A 16,181-nucleotide genomic window follows, 5' to 3' on the forward strand; every position below is an offset into this window, starting at 1 on the left:
GGCAGTCCCTCAAAACTCAATCCTATTCCCAACCCCACTCTCCACCGCCTTCTCATACAAATACTTCGCAACGATAATATCTACCACTGCCAAACCAACCGATTTGAAAACAGTAATCTCTTCATCATTTTCACGGCCAGCTTTTTCTCCGCTTATAATTTGGCCGAGTTCGGCGTGGATGTCGTTTGCTTTGAATAAACCTTCTCGCACGGGAACTTGGAGGTCACCTGTTTCTTCTAGTGCCGCTTCTTTTGATTCGACTACTACTTTGTTTGCGCCCGCGATGGCATGGGATGGTAGTTCTTGCATGTTCGGTTTGAATGAGCCAACGGCGTTTACGTGGACGCCTTTTTGTAGTTTTTCTGAGAAGACTGGGGTGGATGCGTTCGTAGTTGTGACGATGATATCTGCTTCGCTTATTGTTTCATTTGGACTTGTGTGAACATATGCAGGTTTATTGAATCTCTCTTGTATATATTGCGAGAATGCATGTGTTTTTTCTTCTGTTCGATTGTATAAAATGACTTTTTCGATACCCCTTACCGCAAATACAGCTTCAGCAATTCCCTTCGCCTGTTCTCCCGTCCCGATGATACATAACGTTTTTGCGTTATGACGAGCTAAATATTTTGTCGCTACTCCTGATAGAGCCCCTGTTCGAATCATCGTTAAATAGGCCCCTTCTAAAAGTGCGAGCGGTTCTCCCGTTTGAAAGTCTGATAACATCACAATCCCGTTTATCGTTTTCTTTCCTATCTTTTTGTTCTCAGGGACTACTGTTACTACTTTTAAACCAAGTGCCTCAAGTCCTTCTGCTACTGAAGGCATAATTAATGCCGTATTTTTCTCGCTTGCAAATGGTAATGAACCTCGTATTGGCGTAATCGTTCTTTCTGCGGAAAATTCTTTTAAAGCAAGCGCCGCGTATGCAATAACTTCGTTCATATTTACTAAATTTCGTTGGTCGTTCGCGCTTATGACTAGCATATCTTTCCACCTCCTCCTCTTATCCTAACAAAAACCCCCGTTTCAAATCATCTCTCGGGTCTACAACGAACTGATGAAATCCTGTAATAAATGCATGCCCCGTTACTTTTGGAACGACAGCTTCATATGTATGTACCGTTGTTACCGACAATACTTCTCCCTCGAAATTCCCGTCAGTAATACATTCGTGGACAAAAATTTCTCCCTTTTGTAAAGCACCTTTTTCAAAAAGAGTTGCGATTCTTGCGGAAGTTCCCGTGCCGCAAGGAGAACGATCTACTTGCCCATCAGCGAAAATTGTTACATTTCGCAACGTTGCGCCTTCCCCTTTCGGATCATCTGAGAAAATAACGCCGTATATTCCTTTTAATCCTTCTTCAAGCGGATGCTTCACTTCCATCTGGCTCTCGATGTAATGCTTAATTTTACCGTCCCACGTTTGAATAGCAGCTAAGTCTTTGAAATCGACTTTCAAACCAAATTTTTTACTATCTACTACCGCATAAAAAGCTCCGCCAAACGCGATATCTACTTGAAATTCATAGTCATCTATTTTAATAGGAACGTCTTTTTTGTATACAAATGAAGGAACATTTTCGAATGATACGGATTCTACTTCGCTCCCGTTATATGTTGCATACGCAATGACTTCCCCAGCAGGGCTATCAATAATAAACTTTTGTTTCGCTTCAAACATACCTGTTTCAATTCCGACTGTAATAACAGCAATAATGCCATGCCCACACATCGTACTCCATCCTTCATTGTGCATAAATAACACGCCAAAATCAGCATGAGCACTTGTAGGTGGAGTAATGATACAACCGTACATACCGTGATGTCCTCTTGGTTCATACATAAGAACTTCGCGAAGATAATCCAAATGCTCCATGCAGTACGCGCGTCTTTCTAGCTGCGTTTCTCCTTTTATTTCCGGCACGCCGCCTGTAATAATTCGAAGCGGCTCCCCAGCTACGTGAGCATCAATTGTCGTGTACACCTTACTAACCTTCATTTCTATCTCTCCCCTATATGTTGATACTATTTTTATTGCAAATATCATGCCAACGCATAGGATATAAATTTGTATACATTGTGTAAAAAAGCATGCACTACTGTCTATTTTTTTATACAGTAGACGGTGAATGATCATTAGTCTGCACAAAACAAAAAAGCCATAACATCGCTACTTGAGCAAAGTTATGGTTCCTTTTTAAATTATTTTGCGGGATTCAAGCCAAAGTCGAATTTATCCCGCATTTAACGGGCAGTAAGACCCCCACTGATTAAAGTTTCACTTTATATGTCACTCGGCAATTTTTCCCACTCACTTAAATGCATAACATCTTGTTTTACGTTTTTCTTTTCAGGAAGTAAACATAGAAACTCTAAAGAATTACCGTCAGGGTCATAAAAATAAAGATTGGCAGTAGGTGTCCACGTATGAACCATAGGCTCAGACGGTTCAAGACCAAAAGCGGCCCTTGGGGTTATTCCTTTATTAAGAAGCCATTCCCTTGCATGAATGATTTCTTCATAGTTAACCTTGAATGCAAAGTGACTTTTATGGAATTCCTCTTCTGATACCTCCCAAATGCCCAGCATTTGTTCCTTCTTATTATCTTTATCAAACCAAAAAAATGCGACACGGCGTTCTTCAATTGTACGAGCATGAAATAATCCAAGTTTCGTATAAAACTCTTTTGCTACTTCTAAATTTCTAGTTTTAACATGTGTTTCATATAAAGTACCTGGAAACAAAGCATATTCCCCCTTTATATTTTTAGAAATTCTTATTATAAAACCTATTTTAATAAACTAGAAATAGAAGTGATATCATACTCTTCTTACATGTTTTTCAAATTTGTTACCTTAATGCTGAATAAAAAAGAAAATTCTCTCCCCCTGACACATATACTGTTCAAAAGCAAAAAGGAAGTGATCCAATGTACTATGGAACAAAAGGCTGGTACGTAGCCGAACTAAAAAAATTAGGCGTACGCTATCACGAAGGACGAAAACTAGAAAGTTACCGCGGACATATCTTACGCAATTTACTCATTGCACAACAGGAGAAATTAAAAGAACAGTAATATACTATTGTAGCGATATCGACTTACCGACAAATCACTCCTCCATTCCACCAACCAATCACACATCAATACAAATCAAAAAAGGTCACCCAAACGGGTGACCTTCCTTTCTTATTCACAAACAAGAATTTGTCTAGTAAATGATCCTTTTCTTGTAATACAGCGATCTGTAATTTCAAATCCTGCTTCATGGATCATGTCGTCCATTGTTTCCATCGTGACAACGACTACCTTTTTAGCGATGCGGCGCGCGCTTGAAAGAATAGAGAGTTGGTCTTCTGGTGTTGCATGCGTAAATAAGTCGTATGGCATGTCAATAATGGCGACATCGTAGTTCTCAGTAATTTCCTCGATTGGACCTTTTGTTACTGTTCCTTCAAATCCGAAATGTGCGATGTTTTTTCTCGTTCCAAGAACTACAAGTGGATTTATATCTCTACCAACGATGTTAATTCCCATAGAAAGTGCTTCTACTACTACTGTTCCAATACCGCAGCATGGGTCAATCGCTCGTACGCCCTCTGGATTTGGTACAGCAATATTTGCAACCGATCTCGCAACACGTGTGCTAAGAGATGTCGAATAACTATGCGGTTTTTTTATGTGATGATACCAAACTGGCTCACTTTCTACATAATGTCCGAAGTACCAGCGTCCTCCAAGAGGAACAATCCCGAATACACGCTCTGGATTACGAACATCCGCTTCTCCTTCAATATGCATGCCAAGGTCTCGTTCAATAAGACGTCTTTCTCCATATTCAATTTTATTCTCCCCAACGAGATCATTAATTTTAACGAAGATCACTTTAAATGACGCCCCCGCCAAATCAATTTGTTCTACTTGTTTTAAAATACTTTCTAAGTCGTCTCCTTCATACATAACCTCAACGCGCTCTTTTATAAACGCACTTCTACTTGGGTCAATTTTGACATCACTTTTCAAAATATTAACATGAGACTCCATTCCAAAGAACGAGCGCATTTCCAAATAACATAAAGCACGCTCCTCCTCACGAAATGCATACGTATATATACATGCAGGTGTTTTACTATGATTATTCAATCTATTATCATCCTCTATATCGTTATAATTACAATACTTTTTCATATAAAATTAAATGATATCACATGCCTAGAATAAAGAGAAACGTTAATAAATAAAAGAGACTACCATTGGCAATCTCTTTTGATGTATTAACGGAAAGAAGATACATCTTTATCCGTTGTTTCATATAAATAACACATAATCTCAATATAAAAATTCTCACAAATGTAAACAAAAAAATTAGTGCACCTCTATCATTTCATAATACTCGAATTATGTAGTAAACCTACTTTCTTAATATTGTAGAATAAAATACATTTCATTTTCTTTTTGTTGAAGATAGTTTTAAATCCATACACCTATGTCCCTTTCTCTACAAAAAAATAGGCTACCTCTGGCAGCCTATTTTTTCTTATTCCGCAATCATCTCTGATAATACATATGCATAAACCAATGCTTCTGTATGTGTAATCGAACTTTCATGTGTACGCTCAAATGCATGAGAAGAATCAATACCCGCTCCAATTAATGCATGTTTCACATCAAATCCAGCGTGAATCGCAGCTGATGCATCCGATCCATAGTACGGATAAATATCTACTTTATATTCAATATTGTTCGTTTTCGCAAGCTCTACTAAATGTTTACGTAGCGCATAATGATACGGACCGCTAGAATCTTTTGCACAAATAGATACTGTATATTCATCAGATGCTTGTCCATCACCTAACGCTCCCATATCAACCGCTAAATATTCAACCGTTTCTTCTGGAATGTTAGAATTACCACCGTATCCAATCTCTTCATTATTAGAAATTAAGAAATGAGTTGTATATGGTAATGTTACGTTTTCATCTTGTAATCTCTTAATTAATTTTAATAAAATTGCAACACTTACTTTGTCATCTAAATGACGTGATTTTATGTATCCACTCTCTGTAATTTGAACGCGCGGATCAAATGAAACGAAGTCTCCCACTTCAATTCCTAATTCACGTACTTCATCAGCTGAAAATACACGCTCATCAATACGAACTTCAATATTTTTCTCATCACGTTTCGCTTCACCTGCATCTTTATATACATGCACAGATGTTTGATGCATTAAAATCGTCCCTGTATACGTCTTACCACTTGATGTCTCAATTTCGCAATATTCCCCTTCTACAGAGTTCCAGCGAAATCCGCCAATCATAGAAAGACTTAGACGACCGTCAGGTTTAATTTCTTTCACCATCGCACCTAACGTATCAACGTGTGCCGTTAATAAACGGTGCTGTGCATCATTTTGCCCTTTTACCGTTAAAATAAGAGCACCTTTATTGTTACGCTTCGTTTCTACGTTCCACTCACTTACATAGTTTTCAATAAAACGAATGATTTTCTCTGTATTTCCAGACGGACTTGGAATAGAGACAAGCTCCTTAATCAGTTCCATCGTTTCTTTCGCATGATGTGCCATTATCGTTTCCTCCTCATTTTTCCTATTATTTAGTATACCGAATTTACTATAAATCCTCTACTAATATAGTTTAATTTTCTAAATTATATTAAAATTCACTTTAACAAAAAAACATAGCGCTATTTATGAACACTATGCTTTCTATCAAACTATTCTTCTGAAACATCTAATAAATAAATGCCTCTTTCAAACCCACCGCGTTCTATTTCTTTTTGCTTACGAAGACGTTCTACATCTTCAATTGTTGCACCTTCTGCACGCGCTAATGAGATAATTACTTCCAGTGCATCCGCAAGAGAATCAAGCGCATGTTCACGTTCTTTCATAGAAGCAAATTCACGAATTTCTTCCGTTCCAATTTTCGCTAAAGCTTGTATGTATGCTTGTCCTGTTAATTTTTGTGCTGTATATGTTTTTCCAGACATTAAAATCTTCTCTGGAACACGATCTCTTACTAACTTGTTATATGCTGACATCATTCATCCTCCTATGTTTAATAGCAGCCGAGCTCTGCCTTATAAAGTGAAACTTTAATCAGTGGGGGTTTTGTTCATCCCCCACTGATTATCAGCCCTCACCAATCGGGCTTTTACGGGCAGTTGATCCCCCACCTAACTTCTTTGCTTCCGCTGAATTTTGAGGTGGGGGTCTTACTGCCCGTTAATGCGGGATAAAATAACCACTCTTTTTTCACACAAGCACTTAACATATCAATTCCTGATTCGTGCGCCCTTACTACCGGGAAGAAATAGTGCTCTGGTTCTTCTTTCTTATCGCCATATAAGGTTTGGTACTCATCAGGAGTCGCCTCTTTTTTCACATCCCGTTCTTTCTCCACTTCACCTGAGAAAGCAACAATTGGATGCCCTTCAAAGAATAGTGCAGTCCGTACCGCAAGAGATGGTGTACGATGCAAAGCATAATATGCTATGACAATCATGCTGATAACACCGATAATTTTCTTCATATATTACTCCTAAAAAAAGTGCTAACACAATTATACTAAAATGTGTTAGCACTTTCTCCCCTTTATCTTAACTTTATTCCCCTTTAAATGCTGGCAAACGTTTCTCTAAAAATGCAGCAATGCCTTCTTTATGGTCCGCTGTTTGTCTCATCGCATATTGGCCGCGTTTTTCAAGTTGCAACGTTTGTTCTAAATTAGAACGATTGACTTCACATAAAATTTGCTTCGTTTGAACCATCGCTTTGATCGGCTTTTGTGACCACTCATTAATTTTTTGCTTCACAGCCGTTTGGAAATCCTCGCCGATTACTTCATCAATTAAACCGATATCAAGCGCCTCTGTTGCTGATAATTTCTTTCCTTCCCAAATAATTTGCTTCGTCATATTTTCACCAACACGCTTTTGAAGGAAGAAATGGCCGCCACCATCTGGAATTAAAGCGATTCCAATAAAGTTCATCGCAATAATGGATGAAATATCCGCCATCACATAGTCAGCTGTTAATGCAATGCTTAATCCAAGACCAGCAGTTGGTCCATGAATCGCACTAATAACGAGCTTCGGCATCGTATATAAAGTCACGACAACTTCAGAAATAGTATTCATAATACCATCAAACTTGCTTTCATCATTACTTGAAAGCATCGATTTAATATCTCCGCCCGCAGAAAAACCGCGGCCGTTCCCGCATAACACAACAATGTGTGCAGAACTCTCCGCTACTTCTTTCAGTTTTTGTAATAGTTCTTTTAATGTTGGCTCATCTAATGCATTTAACACCTCTGGGCGATTGACCATAACCGTTGCAACGTGCCCTTCATATTTCACAATGACAGATTCTGTTTTACTTGTTACTTCCATTATATATACCCCTCTTTTCTACACAAAGATTATACTTATATAATTATAGAAAGGAGGCGAAAAACCCTTCTTTTTTCTTAATTTTCTGTCTAATAATCTCAAAATATGTATATAACCTTGTATAAAACATACAATTCCGTTAAAAAATATAGCAATTAAAGTCGGTTTATCGCCTCTTCTCATCTATTTACCATTACAATGAAATAGTGTATCCTTGAGTCTGATATAAAAACTAAATATAGAAATTCATTCTCCTTCCTATTTATATAGAGGTTCTGAAATAAAGGAATGAAGAAATGGAGGAACATATGGTTACTAAGTTAAAACAGACGGATAATTCCTTCTCGCATTTCTTACTGCTGTTCATTGTGTTTCAACCAATCTTAGATTTATTAACGTCTTTTTCAATCTATGTATTACACATGAGTGCAACAGTCGGAATCGTAGTCCGTTTCGCCTTTATGCTTCTTGCATTAGGCTATCTACTCCTTCACCATAAACAACAAGGTGCGAAAAAATATATTCTCTACTTATGTCTCTTTGGCATCGTGCTCGCAATCGGCCTTGTAAATAATTTAATGATCAAATCTCCAGTTTCATTTGGAGAAGAAGTGAAATTCATTTTAAAAAGTGTGTATCCGATTGTACTACTGTTTGGATATATTATCACACTAAAAGAATTAAAAAATAACGAATATGCGTTTCATAAAATCATTACGTATTTCTTATATGCAACATTAATTTTAAGTATTTCAATTATCGTGGCTATGGCAACTGGTACAGATTTCCCAAGCTATCCAAACTCAAAGATCGGTTCAAGAGGATGGTTCTTTGCTGGAAATGATTTAAGTTCTATTTTCGCAATTATGTTCCCAATCGTTGTCTTATACTCGGTTCATAAAACAACTTCTTTCTCAAAAGTATATTACTGGATTCCAACTGTACTTGCGATGTATGCAAGCATTATGATCGGAACGAAAGTAGGCTATGGTGCTATCGTTATTACACTTGGCATCGCTCTTTTCTTCTTATTCATTGAATATATGATGCATCGTAAAAAAGAAGGAACGGGATTCACATATCTTGTAAACACAGTCGTTGCGGCTGTCGTATTAGGTGGTTTATTCGTTCTTACACCACAAACCCCTATTGCCAAAAATATGAGTATCCATTTACAAATATATGAATACAAAAAATCAGTACAAGACGAGAAAGACCGAAAAGAAGGAAAAGTAGTTAAAGAAGAAGAACATAAGCAAGGCGAACTAACAGACTCTGAAATGAAAAGTTTAATTTATAGTGATCGTGACAAGTTTTTAAAAGTATATAAACAATACTATAAAGAAGCACCACTATCTCAAAAACTATTTGGAATGGGCTATGCTGGTAACTATACGACGAATATGAAGTTAGTCGAAATGGATTTCTACGACCTATTCTTTGCATTCGGAATTGTCGGCTTCCTTATGTACGTATTACCACTTCTTTATTTCGGAATAAAAATATTCATTCGCTTGATCACAAACTTCAGGAAACTATTTAGCGTAAAACATACGCTACTAGCTAGCACACTCGTCTTATCGCTCGGTATCGGCTTTATGTCTGGACACGTCTTAACAGCACCAGCCGTTAGTATTTTCTTTGTTGTGATACTCGCTTACTTAATTGTTGATTTAGAAATCGAATAAGAAAGAAGCAGCATCTATTTGGATGCTGCTTCTTTCTTATCCCACTCCTTTACCGCCTCTAACAAAATGCCTGCTAATATACCTCGATTACTTTCTTCCAAGATAAATTTGTCCTATAATTCACATTTCCTCCCCACTGATTATCAGCCCTCACCAATCGGACGTTTACGGACAGCCCGACTCCCACCTAACTTCTTTGCTCTAACTGAATTTTGAGGTGGGAGTTTTACTGTCCGCTAACGCGGGATAAAAAAGAATATATAATAAATATGTCGTTTCTTTGTACGAAATGTATTTCGAAAAAGTGGTTTAGGTGTTTTGATTGGTGTCCCATTTTCAGGGGTCACTTCACATACGAGAACATTTTCTTATATAGCCTCAGCTTTTACAAACTGTAATTTATCTTTCTGCTCATTACTCGCCATCGTTACTATCGTGTTTTCAATATGAGCAGGCACTTGTTCTAGTGTCACACTCGCACCTACTTTATCCGACTGCTCAACAAAGTTCAACAATGCCATAGCTCCTGATACATCCATATAACGTACATCTTTCATACGTAAAACAACCGGAGACTTTACGTCTTGTAAAGCATAAAAAATACGATCCACTGTTAGGAAAGAAAGGGGGCCTTTAATTTTATAAATCGCTCCTTTTTCTTTTACAATAGAAGCTTTACGTTCTTTACATTTCACCATGTATATAATGAACGAAAGAATAATACCGAACGCAACAGCAATCATTAAATCAAACTTCACTGTGACAACCATCGTTACAAGCATAACAATAACATCGCCTTTTGGTGCTACATGCATTTTCTTCATGCTTTCCCAATCGAACATGCCAATACCAGTTAAAATTAAAATGCCTGATAACACAGCAAGTGGAATGTATTGTACGACTGACCCAAGTCCCATAATGAAAATAAATAATATAACACTATGCATACTTGCTGAAAGCGCCGTTTTACCACCGCTTCTTATATTCACGATAGACCGTACAGTCGCCCCTGCGCCTGCTAATCCACCAAATAATCCGCTCATCATATTACCGATACCTTGTCCAACCAGTTCTTTATTACTTTTATGACGTGTACCCGTCACATTATCCATTACAACCGATGTTAACAACGAGTCAATCGATCCTAATAAAGCAATACTAAGCGCTGGTAAAATAAGTTCCGCAAAACTTGTTCCACTTAAAGATGGAATATGAAGCGTCGGCATAGCTTCTGGAATCGTTCCAATCTTCTCAATCACTTTATTTAATGACAGGTTTCCGATAAGCGGTAACCTCACCGTAAGCCCTTCTAACGCCGAAGAAAATAAAGGAAGCATAGCTGTCACACCTACTAATGCGACTAAACTAGATGGAATGGCCTTAATCCATTTTCCAGAAACAATCATTACAATAATCGTTAATACGACGAGTAGAAAACTATTTTGCACATGCTTCATTTCACCTAAAATAATAATTAATGCGATGCCATTCATAAATCCTGAAACGACAGAATACGGAATGTATCGAACGTAAGATCCAAGCTTACATACACCGAATAAAATTTGAAACAGTCCCGCCATCATAAAGGCTATAAAACTCGCCTCTAATCCGTGCGTCGCAATAACCCCTGTTGCGATAACAGTAATCGGCCCAGTTGGTCCCGTAACCTGCCCAGGTGTACCACCAAATAACGCCGCAAATAACCCTGCAAAAATCGCACCATACAATCCGACTAGTGCTCCTTCAGACGTTCCTGTTGCAGCAATACCAAATGCAATGGCAAGTGGCAACGCAACAATCGCAACAGTAAAACCTGCTAAACATTCCTTTGCTATTCTTTGAAACATATAATAACCACCTTCACATTAAGTCCACGTTCCATTGTACACCTAAAAGAATATATTCGTTAGTCCACTTTTTACAGTATCGTGACGTAAACGCATTCAATTGTAAGCTTTCGCTTCATCTTTGGAAACTATTATAACTATGCTATAATAGATAAATTAAATCTTTTATTATATATTTGGAGGCACTATGCTAACTTTTGAAGAAAAATTATCGATTATTGAATCTTTCCCTGAATTAGAAAGAAAGAACGTATCATTAAAACGCGTGAACTTTCACTTTGAAGAAAGTCGTTTAGATAAAAAGAACGTTGTTTATCACTTACATCCAAACGGAAACGGATTTGTATATGCAAGTGGTATTAAAGGTTACAAAACGGATGATAAAGGCATGGTTAACATCCGCGAGTTTTCAGCAGATGAATTACGCTCAGTAATCGAGCAATCAATTGAATTACTTTCACAAGAAGAAGTAGTAATTCCTGCAGAACCTGCCAAAGAAGAAGAATGGCATAACGAAGACGGTCATATCCTTACTCTTATCTCAGAGGACGATATGTGGAACGTGTACGCTGGTGTAAACTTAGATGGTACATTCAACTCTTATCCAGAAGCTGCGGAATACCTTGATGAAGAAGGATTTTCACGTAAATAAAAGTAGAAAGTGGGCATACCAACATGACCATCAAACAATGTTGCGAACCCCATTTCATTCAACGATTTTTATAACAATAAAAAACCCCTCAAGTATTCATATACTTGAGGGGTTTTCAATTGAAAGGTAGAACTTGTGGGCTTCCTTAAATTAAGAACAAAGTGGAATTATTCCTAAACCAATTAATAGAGCTGCAGCTACTGCTGGAATTGGTACAGGAATTTGAATACCTTCTACAAATAAGAAGTATTGACCACTTACTATTTTAAAACAAACTAATTGCATGGCTATTCCTCCTTTCTGTTAGATTAATACATTATATTAATTAATCTCATTATTGATATAATTAAATAGTTTGTTTTTTAAAAAGTTACTATGTTACCATCTCTTCAATATCTTCACCTTTCTTTTTGACTATATAAACTCCTTCCTCACACTGTTTCTATTAATTTACATAAAATGATCTAGAGGAGGTTTAAAAATGAATACAACTGCTAGATTAGTAAATTGGAAAGAACATGGAGATATGATTATTTTGGAATGTGAATCAAATGGAAAACGCTTCGAGATATCAACGTATAAACAAAGAATATATAATGCCCACCTTTTGTCAGATGACGTGTATGTTCGTTTAGATTCATCTGATAATATAATTGGAATAGACATCTATAAAAAGTAAGAAAAGCCCCCTATTTTTTGTAGGCGGGCTTTACCTTTATTACAAAATAAAAAAGTATACTCTCTTTTTCTTATGCAGTTTATGTAATTATACATATTCACAAAAAATAAACCAAATGAATATTACATGTAGTAAAATACAACTTGTGGACACGTTCTATAAAGCAGATTCTTTTAAAAGGCGTAACATATCAATCATTTCAGGGGATGTGGCGTTACTCCAATACTCAGTTCAAATCTCTTGTATTTTTTGAACTAACAATTAGTGTATATAGACGATTCTGTTTTATAGTATGTGTTTACACCTATAACAAAGGGGTAATACGGATAGATTCGTATGAAATGAAAATGGTTCAAGTCGGAAAGAGGCACCTTAGGGTGTCTTTTTTTGTACATTACATCCCTTTAGTTCTTTCATATTGTTCCAAATGCACGAATTTCTCTTCTTTACAAAGAAACGAGAATTAAGTGAAGACCAATTGATCTTCACTTAATTCTTCACCTCTACAAAAGAGCAAAGATATTGCTTACAGACAAACAGGCGAAAATCACGTAGACATGAGGCATCCGACACCTTCTATTTTTTCGCACCTTTCAAAGACTCTCTCAGGACAAATTTTTGTAATTTCCCACTCGCATTACGAGGAAGTTCATCCACAAATAAATAATGACGCGGACGTTTATAATCCGCTAATTCATCACTTTCTTTACAATATATTTCTAAATCATTTTCTGTAATCGCTTCATCTTTCTTTACAACAACAGCCACAACACGTTCTCCCCATAATTCATCTGGCTCTCCAAGGACCGCAACATCTAAAATACCAGGATGACTATGAAGGAAATCTTCAATTTCACGTGGATAAATATTAACACCGCCACTAATTACCATATCATCCACACGATCTGCGACGAATAAATAGCCATCTTTATCAAAGTAACCTAAATCACCAGAGTGATACCATCCTTTATACATCGATTTTGCATTTGCTTCTTCTCGGTTATGATAACCAGCCATCATAGTTGGGCCACGCAAAATAATCTCTCCTACTTCATAAGGAGGTAATACATCATCTGGTTCTGCTGGTCCATCATCGTTTGGTTTTACAATGCGGATTTCATGACTAAAGCACGGTGTTCCCGCTGAACCTGCTTTCGTAATTTGATCTTCTTCTACGAGAAACGCAACAACTGGTCCCATTTCTGTCATTCCGTAAATTTGTACAAGATCAATATAAAGACGTTCTTTGCATTCTTTCACTAATGCTGGAGCCATCGCCGCTCCTCCATATATACCAATCTTCATTGACGTTAAATCGTACTGCGTTAAATCTTTTTGCAGTAACATATTCCACATCGTCGGTGCTGCAAAAAATGTCGTAATCTTCTCTTCTTGAATCGTATGTAAGACTCTATCCGTATCAAAGTGATGTAAAATAACATTCTTCCCACCAACTTGAATGCGCGGAATGATTCCAGCATTTAACTCGCCGCAATGATATAAAGGTGCCACTACAAGCCCCGCACTATCTCTATTATATTTTAAGAAATACGTACAAATCATACTATGCTCAGCCATTTCACGATGGCGATGTAGCACGCCTTTCGGATGACCTGTCGTACCGCTCGTATACAGCATAGAACAATAATCCATTTCATCAATTTCGATATCTACTTTGTCAGAAGATGCTGCATTCACTTTTTCATGGTAAGAACTAGCATAGGAAGGTGTATCGTCTTCTACATACCAAAAAGACGAATTTGGAAAATCTCGTTCAATGATAGCAACAGTTGATTCAACTGCTTTTTCAAAGACTACTACTTTCGAGGCTGCGTCCTGGAGAATATACGATACTTCTTTCGCTTTTAAGCGGAAATTAATCGGGTTAAAGATTGCCCCTATTTTCGCACAGGCTAAGTAAACGTTTACAAATTCACGGCAATTATATAAGTAAACAGATACAGTATCTCCCTTTCTTACCCCTTCTTTCAATAGCGCTTGCGCCGTTTTATTTATTTGCTCATCCCACTGTTTATATGTCCAGCGAATATTTTTTTCCGGCTCTACTAACGCCTCTTTATTCGGATACTTACCAACAGCTAAATCAAATATTCTCCCTATCGTCATGTACATGCCAACAATTTCCCCCTTTTCTCTTTCATAAATCTATCATTTCGTCCATAAGTAGACATTGTCCTCTAATGATTTGACTAATTTTTCTGATTATTATCGACATAGTTTTACAAACGGTTCCGCTTGGCGGTAAGTAAAATTATATCGGCGGTTTTTCGAATATATGAACTTACAGATAAAAACTGACAAAATAAAAAAAGAGGCTGTTCCAAATTGGAACAACCTCTTTCTTCTTATACAAATAACTCTTCTAAAATTTTCAGTTTGTCTTCTGTATATTTTACGAAGCCATCGTTATATGATTTTGGATCTTTCGGATTTGCGAAGTGCGTAATTGCTCCCGTTTTCGGATGAACAAATTTACTTGATGCACCACAACCAAGTCCGATAATTGATTGTACCTCTTCCATAATGACAATGTTGTAAATACTTTCTTGCGTCGGCATTGCATAACCAACATTCTCTAAATTACCTAAAATATTCTTTTGACGATATAGGTAATATGGTACGTAATTATGCTTTTGCGTCCACTCTTCTGCTTCGTGCATCATCGCCGTAATTTCTTCGCGACCTGCTACTTTATATTTACGTTTGTTTTGCGTCATTTCAGAAGCACGTTTAAATGATAACGTATGAACTGTTAATGACTCTGGCATTAACTTTTCTGTTTCATCTAGCGTATGCTTGAAGATATCTAGCCCTTCACCAGGAAGACCAATAATTAAATCCATATTAATATTGTTCATTCCCATTTCACGAGCTAAATGATACTTCTCAATTGTTTCTTCTACAGTATGGTGACGTCCAATCGCTTTTAATGTCTCTTGATGGTATGACTGCGGATTAATACTAATACGGTCAATGTTCCATTTATTTAACACTTCTAGCTTCGCTGGCGTAATTGTATCTGGGCGACCTGCCTCAACTGTTACTTCACGCACATTTTTCACATCTGGGAACGCTTCATACATTTCTTCATACAGCATATCCATCTCTTCTGCTGTAATACTTGTCGGTGTACCGCCGCCGTAATAAATCGTCGTAACTGTTACACCTTTTTCTTTTAAAAACTTACCAATTTCACGAACTTCATAATGTAAACCACCTAAGAATGAATCAACAGAGCCTTGGCGTCCGTTAATTGCATACGCCGGGAATGTACAATATGCACATTTTGTTGGGCAGAATGGAATACCGATATAAATACTTACTTCCTCTTTCAAACGGTACAAATCCGGAACTACCGCTAATTGGCAATCGACAATACGTTGAAGAAGTTCAATTTTTTCTTCATGAATTAAATAGCTCTCACGAAGTTCTTGGTGCGCTTCTTCTTTTGACATACCATTTTGAAGCATTTTATGAAGAAGTTTCGTCGGACGAACTCCCGTTAAAATACCCCAGCTTTGTTCAATGCCAGTTAACTGCTGAAGTACAGAAAGATATACATAAGAAACAACGTGCTTCACTTGCTTCATACGCTCTTTTTCATCTGTGAAAGCAGATAAATCTTTTGCGAATGTTTCTTCATACACATTTCCAGTCGCAACATCTGTTAAACGAGCAGATGCTTTTACATTCTCTTCAATGTGTATATCAACGATAAGATTTGCTTCCTCTTGTTCAAACCCAATCGTACTATCTTCAAAAAATAAACCGCCAATATTTTGCAGCGGACGTAAAAAACGATCATCTTGTAACGTTTTAATTGAAATTAACAACATTATCACCTTTTCATTTGCAAACTCTCTTTAGTTTACTTGA

General features: G+C 37.1%; 14 protein-coding genes and 2 pseudogenes. 4 read left to right on the forward strand and 12 right to left on the reverse strand.

Going from position 1 to position 16,181, the window contains the following annotated elements:
- Window positions 1–9 precede the first annotated feature (9 nt).
- The 3 genes from Q9B79_RS21000 to Q9B79_RS21010 all read right to left on the reverse strand — a co-directional run bounded on the left by Q9B79_RS21000 (window position 10) and on the right by Q9B79_RS21010 (window position 2,748).
- On the reverse strand, window positions 10–987 hold the full coding sequence (locus Q9B79_RS21000) for an ornithine cyclodeaminase family protein (protein WP_306187280.1): 978 nt from the start codon (window positions 985–987) through the stop codon (window positions 10–12).
- A 19-nt stretch (window positions 988–1,006) separates the two neighbouring features.
- Window positions 1,007–2,050: a proline racemase family protein gene (locus Q9B79_RS21005; protein ID WP_306187282.1), complete on the reverse strand. Its 1,044-nt coding sequence runs from the start codon at window positions 2,048–2,050 to the stop codon at window positions 1,007–1,009.
- 236 nt (window positions 2,051–2,286) lie between these two features.
- Complete coding sequence (locus Q9B79_RS21010; protein WP_306187285.1) at window positions 2,287–2,748, reverse strand: VOC family protein; 462 nt, start codon at window positions 2,746–2,748, stop codon at window positions 2,287–2,289.
- A 131-nt stretch (window positions 2,749–2,879) separates the two neighbouring features.
- On the opposite strand from Q9B79_RS21010, the pseudogene Q9B79_RS21015 reads away from it, so the two are divergent.
- A pseudogene (locus tag Q9B79_RS21015) lies at window positions 2,880–3,080 on the forward strand (YflJ family protein); the annotation flags it as partial.
- Window positions 3,081–3,191: 111 nt separating this feature from the next.
- Here the strand turns inward: Q9B79_RS21015 and Q9B79_RS21020 are convergent.
- The 5 genes and pseudogenes from Q9B79_RS21020 to Q9B79_RS21040 form a co-directional block, all read right to left on the reverse strand.
- A complete protein-coding gene (locus tag Q9B79_RS21020; RefSeq protein ID WP_001059312.1) occupies window positions 3,192–4,145 on the reverse strand; it encodes a TRM11 family SAM-dependent methyltransferase in 954 nt (317 codons plus the stop codon).
- A gap of 394 nt (window positions 4,146–4,539) precedes the next feature.
- Window positions 4,540–5,589: a M42 family metallopeptidase gene (locus Q9B79_RS21025; RefSeq protein WP_306187288.1), complete on the reverse strand. Its 1,050-nt coding sequence runs from the start codon at window positions 5,587–5,589 to the stop codon at window positions 4,540–4,542.
- 149 nt (window positions 5,590–5,738) lie between these two features.
- Window positions 5,739–6,065 carry a nucleoside triphosphate pyrophosphohydrolase gene (locus Q9B79_RS21030; protein WP_001277353.1) on the reverse strand — a complete coding sequence of 109 codons (327 nt, stop codon included), beginning with the start codon at window positions 6,063–6,065 and terminating at the stop codon, window positions 5,739–5,741.
- A 179-nt stretch (window positions 6,066–6,244) separates the two neighbouring features.
- Window positions 6,245–6,556 (reverse strand): annotated as a pseudogene (locus tag Q9B79_RS21035) (hypothetical protein); the annotation flags it as partial.
- 73 nt (window positions 6,557–6,629) lie between these two features.
- Window positions 6,630–7,418: an enoyl-CoA hydratase gene (locus Q9B79_RS21040; protein WP_242242393.1), complete on the reverse strand. Its 789-nt coding sequence runs from the start codon at window positions 7,416–7,418 to the stop codon at window positions 6,630–6,632.
- Window positions 7,419–7,726: 308 nt separating this feature from the next.
- Between Q9B79_RS21040 and Q9B79_RS21045 the strand changes: the two genes are divergently transcribed.
- Window positions 7,727–9,106, forward strand: a complete 1,380-nt coding sequence (locus Q9B79_RS21045; protein WP_306187291.1) for an O-antigen ligase family protein — start codon at window positions 7,727–7,729, stop codon at window positions 9,104–9,106.
- 368 nt (window positions 9,107–9,474) lie between these two features.
- On the opposite strand, the gene Q9B79_RS21050 is transcribed toward Q9B79_RS21045, so the two are convergent.
- A complete protein-coding gene (locus Q9B79_RS21050) occupies window positions 9,475–10,953 on the reverse strand; it encodes a SulP family inorganic anion transporter (protein WP_139872638.1) in 1,479 nt (492 codons plus the stop codon).
- Between the two features lie 187 nt (window positions 10,954–11,140).
- Between Q9B79_RS21050 and Q9B79_RS21055 the strand changes: the two genes are divergently transcribed.
- Window positions 11,141–11,605, forward strand: a complete 465-nt coding sequence (locus Q9B79_RS21055) for a hypothetical protein (RefSeq protein WP_000955014.1) — start codon at window positions 11,141–11,143, stop codon at window positions 11,603–11,605.
- Between the two features lie 150 nt (window positions 11,606–11,755).
- Here Q9B79_RS21055 and Q9B79_RS21060 read toward each other — a convergent pair whose 3' ends face one another.
- On the reverse strand, window positions 11,756–11,890 hold the full coding sequence (locus tag Q9B79_RS21060) for a hypothetical protein (protein WP_257192421.1): 135 nt from the start codon (window positions 11,888–11,890) through the stop codon (window positions 11,756–11,758).
- 196 nt (window positions 11,891–12,086) lie between these two features.
- Between Q9B79_RS21060 and Q9B79_RS21065 the strand changes: the two genes are divergently transcribed.
- On the forward strand, window positions 12,087–12,284 hold the full coding sequence (locus Q9B79_RS21065; RefSeq protein ID WP_001098286.1) for a hypothetical protein: 198 nt from the start codon (window positions 12,087–12,089) through the stop codon (window positions 12,282–12,284).
- Between the two features lie 576 nt (window positions 12,285–12,860).
- Here Q9B79_RS21065 and Q9B79_RS21070 read toward each other — a convergent pair.
- Window positions 12,861–14,417, reverse strand: a complete 1,557-nt coding sequence (locus Q9B79_RS21070; protein ID WP_306187298.1) for a fatty acid--CoA ligase — start codon at window positions 14,415–14,417, stop codon at window positions 12,861–12,863.
- Between the two features lie 233 nt (window positions 14,418–14,650).
- On the reverse strand, window positions 14,651–16,141 hold the full coding sequence (locus Q9B79_RS21075) for a coproporphyrinogen III oxidase (protein WP_306187301.1): 1,491 nt from the start codon (window positions 16,139–16,141) through the stop codon (window positions 14,651–14,653).
- Between the last annotated feature and the right edge of the window lie 40 nt (window positions 16,142–16,181).

Origin of the sequence: Bacillus sp. MHSD_36 (assembly GCF_030757775.1) — a bacterium.
Classification (GTDB): Bacteria; Bacillota; Bacilli; order Bacillales; family Bacillaceae_G; genus Bacillus_A.